This is a genomic window from Catenulispora sp. GAS73 (assembly GCF_041262085.1).
In the GTDB taxonomy this organism is placed as follows: Bacteria; Actinomycetota; Actinomycetes; order Streptomycetales; family Catenulisporaceae; genus Catenulispora.
This window is the reverse complement of sequence record NZ_JBGCCM010000019.1, coordinates 224,188-237,320: the sequence shown is the minus strand read 5'-3', so window position 1 is coordinate 237,320 and position 13,133 is coordinate 224,188. Positions and strand designations below refer to the sequence as shown.

General features: G+C 70.3%; 16 protein-coding genes. 8 read left to right on the top strand and 8 right to left on the bottom strand.

Annotation, left to right across the window (positions count from 1 at the left end):
• Window positions 1-181: 181 nt before the first annotated feature.
• From ABH935_RS28110 to ABH935_RS28100, 3 genes are read right to left on the bottom strand one after another with little or no spacing between them, the layout of a single operon-like run.
• Entirely contained in the window at window positions 182-931 is a 750-nt protein-coding gene (locus ABH935_RS28110; RefSeq protein ID WP_370380931.1) for a succinate dehydrogenase/fumarate reductase iron-sulfur subunit, read from the bottom strand.
• Complete coding sequence (locus tag ABH935_RS28105) at window positions 928-2,901, bottom strand: fumarate reductase/succinate dehydrogenase flavoprotein subunit (RefSeq protein ID WP_370380942.1); 1,974 nt, start codon at window positions 2,899-2,901, stop codon at window positions 928-930. The genes ABH935_RS28110 and ABH935_RS28105 overlap by 4 nt, the downstream gene beginning before the upstream one ends.
• A 38-nt stretch (window positions 2,902-2,939) precedes the next feature.
• Complete coding sequence (locus ABH935_RS28100) at window positions 2,940-3,644, bottom strand: succinate dehydrogenase (protein WP_370380930.1); 705 nt, start codon at window positions 3,642-3,644, stop codon at window positions 2,940-2,942.
• A 108-nt stretch (window positions 3,645-3,752) separates the two neighbouring features.
• Here ABH935_RS28100 and ABH935_RS28095 point away from each other — a divergent pair, with 108 nt between their 5' ends.
• Window positions 3,753-4,661 (top strand): LysR family transcriptional regulator, encoded by a 909-nt coding sequence (locus ABH935_RS28095; protein WP_370380929.1) that lies wholly within the window; start codon window positions 3,753-3,755, stop codon window positions 4,659-4,661.
• Window positions 4,662-4,720: 59 nt separating this feature from the next.
• Here ABH935_RS28095 and ABH935_RS28090 read toward each other — a convergent pair whose 3' ends face one another.
• Together ABH935_RS28090 and ABH935_RS28085 are read right to left on the bottom strand one after the other, a co-directional pair.
• Window positions 4,721-5,152, bottom strand: a complete 432-nt coding sequence (locus ABH935_RS28090; RefSeq protein WP_370380928.1) for a nuclear transport factor 2 family protein — start codon at window positions 5,150-5,152, stop codon at window positions 4,721-4,723.
• Between the two features lie 56 nt (window positions 5,153-5,208).
• Window positions 5,209-6,237 (bottom strand): medium chain dehydrogenase/reductase family protein, encoded by a 1,029-nt coding sequence (locus tag ABH935_RS28085; RefSeq protein WP_370380927.1) that lies wholly within the window; start codon window positions 6,235-6,237, stop codon window positions 5,209-5,211.
• Between the two features lie 139 nt (window positions 6,238-6,376).
• Here ABH935_RS28085 and ABH935_RS28080 point away from each other — a divergent pair, with 139 nt between their 5' ends.
• Entirely contained in the window at window positions 6,377-7,033 is a 657-nt protein-coding gene (locus ABH935_RS28080; RefSeq protein WP_370380926.1) for a TetR/AcrR family transcriptional regulator, read from the top strand.
• A 62-nt stretch (window positions 7,034-7,095) separates the two neighbouring features.
• Here the strand turns inward: ABH935_RS28080 and ABH935_RS28075 are convergent, their stop codons facing one another.
• Window positions 7,096-7,740 carry an MBL fold metallo-hydrolase gene (locus ABH935_RS28075; protein WP_370380925.1) on the bottom strand — a complete coding sequence of 215 codons (645 nt, stop codon included), beginning with the start codon at window positions 7,738-7,740 and terminating at the stop codon, window positions 7,096-7,098.
• A gap of 148 nt (window positions 7,741-7,888) precedes the next feature.
• Here ABH935_RS28075 and ABH935_RS28070 point away from each other — a divergent pair, with 148 nt between their 5' ends.
• The 3 genes from ABH935_RS28070 to ABH935_RS28060 all read left to right on the top strand — a co-directional run bounded on the left by ABH935_RS28070 (window position 7,889) and on the right by ABH935_RS28060 (window position 10,068).
• Window positions 7,889-8,422, top strand: a complete 534-nt coding sequence (locus tag ABH935_RS28070; protein ID WP_370380941.1) for a GNAT family N-acetyltransferase — start codon at window positions 7,889-7,891, stop codon at window positions 8,420-8,422.
• Window positions 8,423-8,496: 74 nt separating this feature from the next.
• A complete protein-coding gene (locus tag ABH935_RS28065) occupies window positions 8,497-9,516 on the top strand; it encodes a helix-turn-helix domain-containing protein (RefSeq protein ID WP_370380924.1) in 1,020 nt (339 codons plus the stop codon).
• A 60-nt stretch (window positions 9,517-9,576) separates the two neighbouring features.
• Window positions 9,577-10,068, top strand: coding sequence for a VOC family protein (locus ABH935_RS28060; RefSeq protein WP_370380923.1), 492 nt, complete (start codon window positions 9,577-9,579; stop codon window positions 10,066-10,068).
• A gap of 14 nt (window positions 10,069-10,082) precedes the next feature.
• On the opposite strand, the gene ABH935_RS28055 is transcribed toward ABH935_RS28060, so the two are convergent.
• Window positions 10,083-10,328, bottom strand: coding sequence for a hypothetical protein (locus ABH935_RS28055; protein ID WP_370380922.1), 246 nt, complete (start codon window positions 10,326-10,328; stop codon window positions 10,083-10,085).
• A gap of 99 nt (window positions 10,329-10,427) precedes the next feature.
• On the opposite strand from ABH935_RS28055, the gene ABH935_RS28050 reads away from it, so the two are divergent.
• Entirely contained in the window at window positions 10,428-10,865 is a 438-nt protein-coding gene (locus tag ABH935_RS28050; RefSeq protein ID WP_370380921.1) for a hypothetical protein, read from the top strand.
• Window positions 10,866-10,964: 99 nt separating this feature from the next.
• On the opposite strand, the gene ABH935_RS28045 is transcribed toward ABH935_RS28050, so the two are convergent.
• A complete protein-coding gene (locus tag ABH935_RS28045; protein ID WP_370380920.1) occupies window positions 10,965-11,378 on the bottom strand; it encodes a GNAT family N-acetyltransferase in 414 nt (137 codons plus the stop codon).
• 72 nt (window positions 11,379-11,450) lie between these two features.
• Here ABH935_RS28045 and ABH935_RS28040 point away from each other — a divergent pair, with 72 nt between their 5' ends.
• Window positions 11,451-12,167, top strand: a complete 717-nt coding sequence (locus ABH935_RS28040) for an ArsR/SmtB family transcription factor (protein WP_370380919.1) — start codon at window positions 11,451-11,453, stop codon at window positions 12,165-12,167.
• Between the two features lie 99 nt (window positions 12,168-12,266).
• Window positions 12,267-13,103: a nuclear transport factor 2 family protein gene (locus ABH935_RS28035; RefSeq protein ID WP_370380918.1), complete on the top strand. Its 837-nt coding sequence runs from the start codon at window positions 12,267-12,269 to the stop codon at window positions 13,101-13,103.
• Window positions 13,104-13,133 lie beyond the last annotated feature (30 nt).

The following is a 13,133-nucleotide window of genomic DNA, read 5'->3' as shown; positions in this document are numbered from 1 at the left end:
CGCCAACGCAACCTGCGGCACACCACCGAACTGCGCCACCCAGCGGATCCTTCTTAAACCCGCGCGAAGCCGTAAAAAGCTCCTAAAACCCACCACCAAACCGCACCCACCACACCCCAGCCACCCCACACCCACACCCACACCCACACATCAAGCAGGCGCGCCTAAAAACCGGGGCCCCCTACCGCGAAGCCTTCCGCTGCGCCCGCAACCACTCCTTGTTCATCGCCGCGATCGAGGCCAGCGGGATCCCCTTCGGGCACGCGGTCGCGCACTCCCCGGTCAGCGTGCAGCCGCCGAACCCCTCGGCGTCCATCTGCGCGAGCATCCCGACGACGCGGGTCTCCCGCTCGGGCGCGCCCTGCGGCAGGGTGTTGAGGTGGTTGACCTTCGCCGCCGTGAACAGGCTCAGCGAGCCGTTCGGGCAGGCCGCGACGCAGGCACCGCAGCCGATGCACTCGGCGTTCTCGAAGGCGAGGTCCGCCGCGGGCTTCGGGATCGGGGTGGCGTGCGCCTCGGGGGCCGCGCCGGTCGGGGCGGTGATGTAGCCGCCGGCCTGGATCACCCGGTCCATCGCCGAGCGGTCCACGACCAGGTCCTTGACCACCGGGAACGCCGCCGCGCGCCACGGTTCGACGTCGATGGTGGCGCCGTCGCGGAAGCTGCGCATGTGCAGCTGGCAGGTGGTGGTCTTCTTCTCCGGGCCGTGCGCCTGGCCGTCGATCATCAGCGAGCAGGCGCCGCAGATGCCCTCCCGGCAGTCGTGGTCGAAGGCGACCGGGTCCTCGCCGTCCAGGATCAGCTGCTCGTTGAGGACGTCGAGCATCTCCAGGAACGACATGTCGCGGCTGATGCCGTCGACCTCGTACGGCTGCATCCGGCCCGGCCGGGATGCGTTCTCCTGCCGCCAGACGCGCAGTGTGAGCTTCATGCGTAACTCCGTTGTGCCGGGTGGACGTAGTCGAAGTCGAGCTCTTCCTTGTGCAGCACCGGAGCCTGTCCCAGCCCCGTGTACTCCCACGCCGCGACGTAGGAGAACTCGTCGTCCTTGCGCGCGGCCTCCCCGTCAGGGGTCTGCGACTCAACGCGGAAGTGGCCGCCGCAGGACTCGCTGCGGTGCAGCGCGTCCAGGCACATCAGCTCGGCGAGCTCGAAGTAGTCGACGAGCCGGTTGGCCTTCTCCAGCGACTGGTTGAACTCCTCGCCGGTCCCGGGCACCTTGATCCGGCGCCAGAACTCCTCGCGGATGGCCGGGATCCGGTCCAACGCCTTGCGCAGGCCGGCCTCGTCGCGCGCCATCCCGCACAGCTCCCACATCAGCTCGCCGAGTTCGCGGTGGAAGGAGTCCGGGGTCCGGTCGCCGTCGACGGCCAGGATCGCGGCCAGTCGCTCCTGCGTCTCACGCACCGCCTCGACCGCCGCCGGGTGGTCGGCGGTCACCGGCGGCTCGCCGGCGTTCCGGGCGAGGTAGTCGCTGATCGTCGCGGGCAGCACGAAGTAGCCGTCGGCCAGGCCCTGCATCAGCGCCGAGGCGCCGAGGCGGTTGGCGCCGTGGTCGGAGAAGTTGGCCTCGCCGATCGCGAACAGGCCGGGGACCGTGGTCTGCAGGTCGTAGTCGACCCACAGGCCGCCCATCGTGTAGTGCACGGCCGGGTAGATGCGCATCGGGACGCGGTACGGGTCCTCGTCGGTGATCCGCTCGTACATCTCGAAGAGGTTCCCGTACTTCTCCTCGACCGCCTTGCGTCCGAGCCGCTTGATCGCGTCGGCGAAGTCCAGGTAAACGCCCTGCCCGCCGGGGCCGACGCCGCGCCCCTCGTCGCAGACGTTCTTCGCGGCGCGCGAGGCGATGTCGCGGGGCACCAGGTTGCCGAACGAGGGGTACTGGCGCTCCAGGTAGTAGTCGCGCTCGTCCTCGGGGATCTTCTCCGGCGAGCGCTCGTCGCCCTTGGCCTTCGGCACCCAGATCCGGCCGTCGTTTCGCAGCGACTCAGACATCAGCGTCAGCTTCGACTGGTGGTCGCCGGTGCGCGGGATACACGTCGGGTGGATCTGCGTGAAGCAGGGGTTGCCGAAGTAGGCACCCTTGCGGTGCGCGCGCCAGATGGCGGTCGCGTTGGAGTTCATGGCGTTGGTCGACAGGTAGTAGACGTTGCCGTAGCCGCCGGAGGCCAGGACCACCGCGTCGGCGAAGTACGTCTCGATCTCGCCGGTCAGCAGGTCGCGCGCGACGATGCCGCGGGCCCGGCCGTCCACGACGATCAGGTCGAGCATCTCGGTGCGCGCGTGCAGTTCGATGCCGCCGGAGGCGACCTGCCGCATCATCGCCTGGTACGCGCCGAGCAGCAGCTGCTGCCCGGTCTGGCCGCGCGCGTAGAAGGTCCGGGAGACCTGCACGCCGCCGAACGAACGCGTGTCGAGCAGGCCACCGTACTCGCGGGCGAACGGGACGCCCTGCGCGACGCACTGGTCGATGATCTCCACCGAGATCTGTGCCAGCCGGTGCACGTTCGACTCGCGCGACCGGAAGTCGCCGCCCTTGACGGTGTCGTAGAACAGCCGGTGCACGGAGTCGCCGTCGTTGCGGTAGTTCTTCGCGGCGTTGATCCCGCCCTGCGCGGCGATGGAGTGCGCGCGCCGCGGCGAGTCCTGGAAGCAGAACTGCACGACGTGGTACCCGGCCTCGGCCAGCGTCGCGCCGGCGGAGCCGCCGGCCAGGCCGGTGCCGACGACGATGACCGTGCGCTTTCGGCGGTTGGCCGGGTTGACCAGCTTGGCCTCGAAGCGGCGGGTGTCCCAGCGCTCGTTGATCGGGCCGGCCGGGGCCTTGGCGTCGGCGATCGGGTCGCCGACCGTGTAGGAGGCCGGGTCGAAGCCGGGCCCGGTGCCTGTGCCGTCGATGGTGCCGGTCTCGGTGCCAGGGTCAGTGTCGAGGTCGGTCACTTCACCACTCCGCTCATCACGCCCACCGGCACCGCCACGAAGGCGAGCGTGAGCAGCACGGCGACCACGTTGCCGGTGGTCCGGATCAGGCGGTCGCGCTTCACGCTGCCCACGCCCAGCGTCTGGGCCGCGGACCAGAAGCCGTGCTGGATGTGCAGGCCGAGCGCGCAGACCGCGACGATGTAGATGACGTCGCCGTACCAGTTGTTGAACGTGGAGACGACGTTGGCGTAGGGATGGCCCGGCTGGAACCCCGAGTGCACGGTGCCCGTGGTCAGGTCGAGGATGTGCCAGATCAGGAACAGCAGCAGGATGACCCCGCCCCAGCGCATGGTGCGGGTCGCGTGGCTGCTGCCGGCCTTGCGGTGCTCGTAGCGCACCGGCCGGGCCCGCAGGTCGCGCCGGCTGAGCTGGTAGGCGGACACGACATGGGCGACCACGGCCGCCACCATCACGACCCGGATGACCCACAGCGTCCAGCTGTAGTGCATGACGGGCTCGCCCATGGTGCGCAGCCAGTGCGCGTAGTCGTCGAACTGCCCGGGCCCGAAGAAGACCTTGAGGTTCCCGAACGCGTGGGCCAGCAGGTAGAGCACCATGAGCAGGCCGCTGACCGCCATGACGGCTTTCTTGCCGACGGAGCTGTCCCAAGCCGCGCGCAGGGAAGGCGGACGCCGGTCCGTCCACGTTGCGGTAACCATGGCACCGACGCTAAGAGCTGGTCCTCGATTGGTCCAAGACATGCAGCAGCTGGTGACGATAGAGACAGCCTATGATGGGCTCGGGAACCCGGAAAAGGATCAAGCGCCATGCAGTTCCACCAGCTCCGTTACTTCATCGCGGTCGCCGAGACCCGGCACTTCACGCGCGCCGCCGAGGCCATGCATGTGACGCAGCCCTCACTGTCCCAGCAGATCAGAGCCCTGGAGCACGAGCTCGGCGCGGACCTGTTCCTGCGGGCTCGCGGGAACATCACGCTGACCGACGCCGGCGAGGCCCTGCTGCCGATGGCGCGCCGGATCCTGGCCGACGCCGACGCGGCCCGGCGGGAGGTGCAGGAGCTGGCCGAGCTGCGGCGCGGGCATGTGCGGCTCGGGGCGACGCCGTCGCTGTGCACGGGGCTGCTCCCCGACGTCCTGCGGACCTATCACCAGCGCTATCCCGGGATCCAGCTGCTGGTCCAGGAGAGCGGGTCGCATGACCTGGTCCGGGACTTGGCTCGGGGCGCCCTGGACCTGGCGCTGGTGGTGCTGCCGCTGCCGTCCCCTTCTCCGGCGCTGACCACGGAGGAGTTGCTGCGGGAGGACCTGGTCGTGGTCTCGGCCCCGAACGTGCCCGCGCCGGGGGACGGCCGGCAGGTGCGCGTCGCAGACCTCGAACACGAGCAGCTGATCATGTTCCGGCACGGCTACGACCTGCGCGACCTGACCGTGGCGGCGTGCCGGGCAGAGGGTTTCGAGCCGGTGTTCGCGGTCGAGGGCGGGGAGATGGACGCGGTGCTCGGGTTCGCCCGGGCCGGACTCGGTGTGGCGATCGTGCCGAGCATGGTGGCGCAGAACGCGGAGCCGAATCTGCGGGTGACGCCGATCGCGCCGCCGGCTCTGCATCGGACGATCGCGTTGGCGCATCGCACGGACGTGGTGCTGCCGCACGCGGCGCAGGAGTTCCGGCGGACGCTGCTCGGGCTGACCGCCGCGGCGGGAGTCACAGAAGGCTGACACAGCGAAGCACGCCGGGCCCGTGAGAGGCTTCGGCGTGCTGCGTGAAGGGGCGCTGATCAGGACTCCGACGGGGTCCAGTCGGCGGGCAGGCCGGACTGCGCGAGGACCGAGCTCAGGCTGTAGTAGTCCTGGTTCGAGGTGATCAGCAGCCCGCGGGTTTCGAGCAGTGAGGCCATCGGGACGGCGAACGGAGTCGGGGCGCCCTTGATGTGCCCGGCGAAGACGCTCTCGATCGTGACCCGGCCGCCGGCGCGGTAGGCCGTGGTCACGGTGACGTTCGCGTCGTCGATGATGCTGTCGGTGCGGGCCTTCCAGCCGGAGATCTGCTCGTGGCCGGTCAGGGTGACGTTGATCGCGTGGTCGGTGTAGGTGCCGTCAGCGGTGAACAGCCCGCCGAGGGCTTCGGCGGCGCTGCCGTTCCAGGCGGCGGCGAAGGCGATGGCGATCTCGGGCAGGTTGATCTCGGGGAGGTTGGTCTCGGCGTTCATGGTGATGCTCCTTCGGATTCTGATATCGGTGCTGGTTCGGATTCGGACCGGTGGATTCAGGGAGTGAGAACGATCTTTCCGGAGACGGTCCCCGACTCGGCCAGCCGCAGCGCCTCCCCGGCCTGCGCCAGCGGCAGCTGGGCCGCGATCGAGGTGGTGATGTCGCCGCGCCGCAGAGCCCCGAAGACCTCGGTGAGGTCGGCGCGCAGCCGGGCCCGGAAGCGGTCCTGGTTCAGCTTCTTGCCGGCCCAGATGTTGAAGAAGGAGGCGCTGCGGCCGTTGGGCAGCAGGGTCCACAGCGTGGTGCGGGCCACGATCTTCAGCACCGGCAGCTGCTTGGAGCCGGTGTCGTCGCGGGTCGAGGCGGTGCCGTAGGAGACGAGCGTGCCGCCGCGCCGGAGCAGCGGCCAGCACTCGACGACGCTGCTCAGGCCGACGTGGTCGAAGATCGCGTCCACGCCGTCCGGGGCCAGTTCGCGGACCTGCTCGGGCACGTCCGCGGTGCGGTCGACCGGGAGGACCCCGGCGGCCCGCAGGGCGTCGTGGTTCCGGACCGAGGCGGTGCCGATCACGGTGACCCCGGCGGCGAGCGCGAGCTGGGCCAGAACCTGTCCGACGCCGCCGCTGGCCCCGTGCACCAGGACGGTCTGGCCGGCCTTGACGTGCGCCCTGCGGTGCAGCATCTGCCAGGCGGTGATGCCGTTGACCACCACGGTCTCGGCCTGCTCGGCGGTCAGGCCCTCGGGGACCTCGACCGCGTCCCGGGCGTCGGCGAGCACGTGGCTGGCCCAGCCGCCGACCTTGGTCAGCACCGCGACCCGCCGGCCGAGCAGCGCCGGGTCCACCCCGGCGCCGACCGCGTACACCCGGCCGACCACGTCGTAGCCGGGGACGAAGGGGAACGGCGGCTGGTCGTAGTAGCGCCCGCGGCGCATCTGCTGCTCGGCGAAGGAGACCCCGGTCGCCTCCATGGCGATGGTGATCTGGCCGGCGCCGGGCTCGGGCCGGGCCGTACGCCGGACCTGCAGGTCCTCCGGCTCCACGATGCCCGGCAGAACCACCTGGACGAGAGTCTGATCGGTCATGGCCTCGGCCCTTTCTCTAGAAGCTCTTGCGTTCGTTACAAGTTATAACAGCAACGTCGCGTGAGTGTCAATCGCGCTAGTGATAGCCTCTAACTGCTGGGCACGCGGACGGACCGGACGGTCCCGAAGGGAGAAGATCGTGGCGACGGCTCAGAAGGAGACCGAGACACCCCGCCAGCGCTATCGCGCGCAGGTGCAGGAGGAGATCAAGCAGCACGCGTGGGAGCAGATCGCGACCGCCGGCGCCTCCGCGCTGTCGCTGAACGCCATCGCCAAGCAGATGGGGATGAGCGGACCGGCGCTGTACCGGTACTACGCCAATCGCGACGAGCTGATCACGGCGCTCATCCGGGACGCGTACCAGAGCATGGCCGACGCGATCCACGCGGCCGCCGCGTCCGGCGGCGGTATCAGGAGTCTGGGACAGGCCCTGCGCGCCTGGGCGCTGGAGGATCCTCAGCGCTATCTACTGATTTACGGGACCCCGGTACCGGGCTACGAGGCCCCCGAGGACACCACGCGGCTCGCGAACGAGGTGATGGCGGAGCTGCTCGACGCCGCCGGCGCCGACGACCTCGGCGCGATGCCGGCCTCGCCGGTGCAGGCGCACCTGGCCGAGCACAGCGCGTGGGCCGGGGAGCACAGCGCCGATCCGCCGCGGCTGCACCGGGCCGTCATCATGTGGACGCGGCTGCACGGGGTGTTGTCGCTGGAGTTGGCCGGGCACTTCGCCGGCATGGGATTCGACCCGGCGGAGGTGTTCGCGGCGGAGCTGGACGCCGTCGCAGGCAACTGACGCGCCTGCGACGGCGTGCCGGGATCAGGTGGTGATCGCGGTTGTCGCGGTTTCCGCTTCCATCACACGGTGACGGTGTCGCCGACCGGGATGATGGACAGCGGGACGTCGGTCAGCGAACCCTGGCCGAGCATGCGGACCGAGTACTGCTGGCCGAGATCGCTGAGCATCAGTTCGTGGATCTGGAAGGCCTGCTTCGGCGCGACCTCGCGGACGTAGTCCGCCGCCTCGCCGACCTTGGTCCACGGTCCGCTGGTCGGCAGCAGCAGCGTCTCCACCGGCGCGTCCGGGACGTGGTAGGCGTCGCCGGGGTGGTAGAGGCGGCCGTCGAGGAGGTAGCCGACGTTCGCCACGCGCGGTATGTCGCGGTGGATCTGGGCGTGCAGCTCGCCGAACACCGCGACGCCGATGCCGCCGATCGTGTACTCCTCGCCGGCCACGACCGCGGTGACCTGGCCGCGCCGGGCCTGCGTCCAGCGGCCGACCACGCTCTCCGGACCGAAGACCCGCAGCTCGGGACAGGCTTCCAGGGCGCCGGCGATCAGCTCCTCGTCGAAGTGGTCGAAGTGCTCGTGGGTGATCAGGACGGCCTCGGCGGCGGCCACCGCCGCGCCCGCGTCGGGGGTGAGCGACCCCGGGTCGATGACGATCCGGCCCTGGTCGCCGACCAGCGAGACGCAGGCGTGGGCGTGTTTGGTCAGCTGCATGGTGAGCTCCTGGTGGCTTTCGATGGATAAGGAAATCTTCTCCGACGACGCGGCGGCCGCGCATTGCGGGGCCCGATCGGCGCTCGGGGAGTCTGGTTCTCTGGGCTCTGGGCTCTGGGGCCGTTAATCGGATGACAGCGGCGTGATGATGGTGGTCGTGACGACGACCGGGGTGTGGACGGTACGGCGGGCGACTGTGGAGCAGCCCGAGGCCGCCGAGCTGCTGTACGCGTACTACGACGAGTTGGTGAGCCGGTACCAGGGACGGCCGTCCCTGCCCGGCGAGGTGGACATGGTGCTGCGCGACGAGCCCAACGACGATCTCGTGGTGTTCTTCGTGGCGCGCGTCGATGACGAGCCGGCGGGCTGCGTCGGGATCCGGATGCTCGCGCCGGATCTGGCGGAGCTGAGCCGGATGTACGTCCGGCCGCCCTTCCGCCGCGCCGGCGGCGGTCGGCTGCTGCTCGGTGCGGCCGACGAGGCCGCGGTGGAGCTGGGGGCGAGCGTCATCCGTCTGGACACGCGGCACGACTTGGTGGAGGCCCGGGCGATGTACGCGCGGTACGGCTATCGCGAGATCCCGGCGTACAACGACAGCCGGTATGCGGGCCACTGGTTCGAGAAGAGCCTGACCGAGAAGAGCCTGACCACGCGTGAGGGCCCTGGATCCATCGGCGGCTGAGGTCGTGCACGGGGTCGTGCACGGCGTCTGCGGACCGTAGTGCCGATCGCGTTCCGGGCGGTCAGAATGGTGGCGTGGGTCCGGAAACCGCCTCCAGCGGTGCGGGTGTCGTCGACGAAATGGTCCGTGTGGCGCCCGGGGATGCGGTGCGTCCTTTGGTCGGCTGGTATTCGGGGTATCGGCAGGCGGGGGTTCCGCCGATGCGGCATCGGGGGTTGCCGTCGCCGTTCATGACCCTCATCCTCACCATCGATGATCCGCTGACCGTGCTCGCGCATCCTGATCCGGGTCAGGCGCCGGGTGACTTCCGGTTGCTGCTCGGCGGGTTGCATACGGCTCCCGCGCTCATCGCGCATGAAGGCCAGCAGTCCGGCGTGCAGATCGCGCTGAGTCCCTTGGCTGCCCGCGCGGTGTTGGGGATGCCGGCCGGGGAGTTGGCCGAGACCGACGTGGCGGCGGACGACGTGCTGGGGCACGCCATCGTGGACGCCCAAGAGCGGCTCCGGGCTGCGGAGGATTGGCCGGCGCGGTTCGCTGCGGTGGACGAATGGCTGGTGGCAGTGGCCGCGAAGAACGCCGAGCGCGCAGATGCCGCCATCCCCGCCGAGCTCACGCACGCGTGGCAGCTGCTTCGCCGCTCGGGCGGCACGCTCCCGATCGCGGATCTGGCGGAGGAATTGGGCTGGAGCGCGCGCCGCCTGTCCGGACGCTTCACCGCCGAGTTCGGGCTCACGCCCAAGGCCGCGGCCCGGGTGTTCCGGTTCGACCGCGCACGGCGGCGGCTGACCGACCGGGCTCGCAGCGGTCCGATCGACCTGTGGCCGGACGCCGACAGTCGGCGCGGCTCCGAAGCGGGACGGCGACTCGGTGGCTCACGCTCTGGACACGGCCCCCGTCCCGGATCGGAACCCGAGCGGGGACCGGGACCGGGACCGGCGCGCGGCCTCGGCCTGGCGGAGCTCGCTGTGGACGTCGGCTACTACGACCAGGCGCACCTGGACCGCGAGTTCAACGCCTTGGCCGGCTGCCCCCCGGTCCGCTGGCTGGCCGAGGAGTTCCGAAATATCCAATCGGGCGCGCACCCCGGCGAGTGACCCTGGAGGCACCGGCGCGAACGACGACCCGGGGGACCACCGCGAAGGAGCCGACCCGCCATGACCACCGAATCCACCACCACGCACACGACGGACACTCAGACCACGGCCACACACACCACGGCCACTCAGACCGCAGCCGCCGAAACGGCACCGCCGCCGCAGGTCTGGCCCACACTGCGGGCGAACGACGCCCCGGCCCTGATCCGCTTCCTCACCGAGGCCTTCGGCTTCGAGGCGACCGTCGTCTACCAGGACGGCGACCAGGTCCACCACGCCGAGCTGGCCTGGCCCGAGGGCGGCGGCGTAATGCTCGGCTCGGCCAAGGCCTCGGACGGCGACGCCTGGCCGCTGGCCCCCGGCACGTTCGGCGCCTACGTCGTGACCGACCACCCGGACGAGGTGTTCGCCCGCGCCGAGGCCGCCGGTGCCGAGATCCTGCAGGAGCTGTTCGAGACCGACTACGGCTCCCGTGACTTCCGGGCCCGGGACCCGGAGGGGAACCGCTGGTCGTTCGGGACGTATCGCGGGCACCCGCGCGCGAGCGCGTAGTCGGCCGCCGGGCCTCAGGCCGCTGGGAAGAGCACGTCGGCGACGTGGTCGGTGTCCGCGTACTCCTTCACCGACGTGAGCTTCCCGTCCCGCACCATGAACACCGCCGCTTGGGGTCGGTGGCTGGAATACCGGCCCGGGCGCGATTGGCTGCCGGCCGACGATGTCTCAGGGGTCGAAGACAACAAGGACTCAGGCTTCACCGGCACCCGCACATAGAGCAACAGCGCCGGAAATGCCGCCTCCCGGGGCGGGCCCATTCGGGGGACGGCCCGCAGCGGCGCCGGGTGCGGACCGGCGCGGAGCGTGTTTCGCTGCTCAAGGGCCGTTCGGCTCCCAGACGGGAAGGAGGCATGATCATGCCCAACTACGACCCGAACCAGATCGCGAACCTCGTCGGACAGCTCGGCGGCGACCACCAGCAGGCGGCTCAGCAGCTGCAGCAGATGGGCGGTCAGATCGACCCCCAGCAGCACGCGGACACCCTTCAGCAGATGGGGATCGACCCGCAGAAGCTGCAGAACGGCGACTACCAGCAGCACCTCGACGCCCAGGACCAGCCCGGTTTCCAGGGCTACCAGAGCGGCGACATGTCCGGTCAGGCGCCGCAGTTCGGCCAGGGCGGTATGGACGCCCAGGACCAGAACAGCCAGAACTTCCAGCAGTTCGACCAGGGTCAGGGCGGCATGCGCGGCATGGAGCCCGACCAGGATCAGCAGCTGGACGACGGCAGGCGGATGTCCGGCCAGCAGCAGGGGTCGCAGCAGCAGGACTACTCCGACCAGCAGAACCAGTGAGAAACCCGGCGTGAGCCGGTGAATCGATAGTCACGGCAGGTGGCCGGTCGTCGTGCTCGTCGCGGCGGCCGGCCATCCCTGTGCGGGGAGGGAACGAGATCAGCCGAGCTCCTTCGCCATGAAGACCCGGCTGGTTCCCGGCGGATCGCACGGCACCTCGCCGAACACCGTCCAGCCCTGCTTCCGATAGAACTCGGGTGCCTGGAAGCTGATCGTGTACAGCACCGCGGCGCGGCAGCCGCGAGCCCGGGCCTCGTCCTCGGCCCGGCGAAGGATCTCGGCTCCGAGGCCGTTGCCCCGCAAGGCCTTCGGCACGAAGAAGAGATCGACGAAGAACAGCCCGAGCGACGTGCGTCCCGACAGGCCGCCGACAACGTCGCCGGTCTCGGGATCGTGAAGCAGAACGGCCAGCGGTCTGCGGTCGCCGACGCCGGTCGCTTCGACGTTGAAGCGGTCCAGGGCGTCGGAGATCGCCGCGAGGTCGGCGGCGGTGGGACTGTCGGTCAGGATCATGCCGCCACGGTAGGTCGAGAACGCTTTGACGGCCGTCGAAGCGTAATCAGCGACATCGGCGACAATCGGGGCATGGACGATCAGCGCGCGGGCCGGGACGTCGGGGTGGACCTGGCGGCGGTGGCGCGGCTGCTCGCTGACGGGACGCGCGCCGCGTTCTGCCTGGCGTTGCTGGACGGCCGCGCCTGGACCGCGACCGAGCTCGCGCGCTACGGCGGCGTCACGCAGTCGACCGCTACCTCGCACCTGAACCTGCTCGTCGGCGGCGGGCTCCTGGTCGAGGAGCGGCACGGCCGTCACCGCTACCTGCGGATGGCCGACCGGCGCGTCTTCGAGCTGATCGAGGGCTTGGCCGAGTTGGCGCCGCGGCAGCCGGTCCGGCCGCGGTCGCTGACGGTCGCCAGCCGGCAGGAGGCGCTGCTCAACGCGCGCCTGTGTTACGACCATCTGGCCGGGACGGTCGCGCTGGCGGTCAAGGACGCGATGGTGGAGCGCGGGCTGCTCGACTGGGGTCCCGAACCGGGGCTGACCGAGGCGGGAGCGGCCTGGCTCGCCGAGGTCGGAGTCGCGGTGCCGGCCTCGCGCCGTCCGCTGGTGCGTGCCTGCCTGGACTGGACCGAACGGCGCACGCATCTGGCCGGTGCCGTCGGCGGTGCCCTGTGCAGCCACCTGCTCGCCGCCGGGTGGGCGAAGCGGGTGGGCACGACGCGCGCGCTCACCGTGACCCCCGACGGCCGACGGGCGCTGCACGCTCACCTCGGTCTGGCGCTGGACGAGCCCATCCGTTAGCAACGCTACACAGGGCACGTAGAAAATCCCCACATTCTCCCGGGCCCGGCTGTGCGAGCCTGACGGAATAGGTGCGCGCTGGTCGGGAGGGATCGGATCATGCAGCTGAGTCCTGCGCAGATGTTCCACCATCGGTGGTGTGCGGCGCTGGCCGCCGGGGATGTGGCGACGATCCGGGGCATGTTCCACCCGGACGCCGTGCAGGTCTCGACCGCGACCGGCCAGGTGCTGACCGGTGTGGAGCAGATCGGCGGCGCACTGGAGCAGCTGTTCGCCGTGGCCGGCCCGATCGCCACCTCGGGAGTCGAGAGCTTCGTCGATCTCGGCGACTCATTCTGCGTGGAATCGGTGCAGTCGACCGCCTACGCGCAGGTCTTCAGCTACGACGTGTTCGTGATCGACGCCGGCCGGATCCGCTTCCACGCCACCGGAAGCATCGCGCCGCGTTCGCTGTCACCGCTGCCCCAGCCCACCGGCCCCACGCAGGGGCAGGACGTGTACCAGCGCTACTGGGCCGCCACCAGTGCGCAGGATCCGAACGGCCTGGCCGGCGTCTTCGCCCCGGACATCAGGTTCTCCAACGCGGGCAGCGTGGTCTACAGCAGGGACGCGACGATCGGCGGGATTCAGCGTTTCTGGGCCCAAGGCTTGGGGTCGGCCTTTAAGGCGGTGTCGCGGTTCGTCGAGGCGCCGGGGGCGTTATGCGTGGAGGCGACTGCCAGCGTCGGCGGCCAGGGCGGGCGTCTGGACATCACCTACTACGAGGTCTGGATGCTGCGGCAGGGGCAAATAAGCCATCTCATCAGGGGCCTGATCAATCCGCGACCCGACGAGCTCAAGCAGATCATGCAGAAGATGGCCGACGCCAACACGCGAGCCCTGCAGGATTTCTCGCAGGCGACCATGATGCGCAGCGCCATGCAGGTCCGCTGGTAGAAGCCGCGCGATCAGCGGGGGTAAAGCACG

Coding starts and splice junctions, on each gene's coding strand:
- ABH935_RS28110 (WP_370380931.1), bottom strand. CDS start 931: ATGAAGCTCACACTGCGCGTCTGGCGGCAGGAGAACGCATCCCGGCCG.
- ABH935_RS28100 (WP_370380930.1), bottom strand. CDS start 3,644: ATGGTTACCGCAACGTGGACGGACCGGCGTCCGCCTTCCCTGCGCGCG.
- ABH935_RS28095 (WP_370380929.1), top strand. CDS start 3,753: ATGCAGTTCCACCAGCTCCGTTACTTCATCGCGGTCGCCGAGACCCGG.
- ABH935_RS28090 (WP_370380928.1), bottom strand. CDS start 5,152: ATGAACGCCGAGACCAACCTCCCCGAGATCAACCTGCCCGAGATCGCC.
- ABH935_RS28085 (WP_370380927.1), bottom strand. CDS start 6,237: ATGACCGATCAGACTCTCGTCCAGGTGGTTCTGCCGGGCATCGTGGAG.
- ABH935_RS28075 (WP_370380925.1), bottom strand. CDS start 7,740: ATGCAGCTGACCAAACACGCCCACGCCTGCGTCTCGCTGGTCGGCGAC.
- ABH935_RS28070 (WP_370380941.1), top strand. CDS start 7,889: ATGGTGGTCGTGACGACGACCGGGGTGTGGACGGTACGGCGGGCGACT.
- ABH935_RS28060 (WP_370380923.1), top strand. CDS start 9,577: ATGACCACCGAATCCACCACCACGCACACGACGGACACTCAGACCACG.
- ABH935_RS28055 (WP_370380922.1), bottom strand. CDS start 10,328: ATGGGCCCGCCCCGGGAGGCGGCATTTCCGGCGCTGTTGCTCTATGTG.
- ABH935_RS28050 (WP_370380921.1), top strand. CDS start 10,428: ATGCCCAACTACGACCCGAACCAGATCGCGAACCTCGTCGGACAGCTC.
- ABH935_RS28045 (WP_370380920.1), bottom strand. CDS start 11,378: ATGATCCTGACCGACAGTCCCACCGCCGCCGACCTCGCGGCGATCTCC.
- ABH935_RS28040 (WP_370380919.1), top strand. CDS start 11,451: ATGGACGATCAGCGCGCGGGCCGGGACGTCGGGGTGGACCTGGCGGCG.
- ABH935_RS28035 (WP_370380918.1), top strand. CDS start 12,267: ATGCAGCTGAGTCCTGCGCAGATGTTCCACCATCGGTGGTGTGCGGCG.